Below are 258 nucleotides of genomic sequence, written 5' to 3' on the forward strand. Positions count from 1 at the left end.
GCGGCATGGCGTCGATGGCGCTGCTGTCGCACCGGCTCAGCCGCGCATTGCAGCGACCCGCGCGGATGCACGCGATGAACCGCGTGACGGGCGGGCTGCTGGTCGGGATGGGCGCGATCATGGCCGGTTGGAACTGAGGGCCGCGGGCGGGCGCGTCGGGGATTGCGCGGGTGTGACGCGCCGTAGCCCGGAATTTGCGGCGCGGGAGTGGCCGGGCCGCGTAGGTCCGTCGCATAGAGCAGACCGCGTGGGCAGTAT

1 pseudogene is annotated in these 258 nt (G+C 72.5%); it reads left to right on the forward strand.

Going from position 1 to position 258, the window contains the following annotated elements:
• A pseudogene (locus SB816_RS33045) lies at positions 1–137 on the forward strand (LysE family translocator); the annotation flags it as partial.
• Positions 138–258: the final 121 nt, after the last annotated feature.

It is taken from the genome of Achromobacter sp. SIMBA_011 (assembly GCF_046535435.1).
GTDB lineage: Bacteria > Pseudomonadota > Gammaproteobacteria > Burkholderiales > Burkholderiaceae_B > Achromobacter > Achromobacter dolens.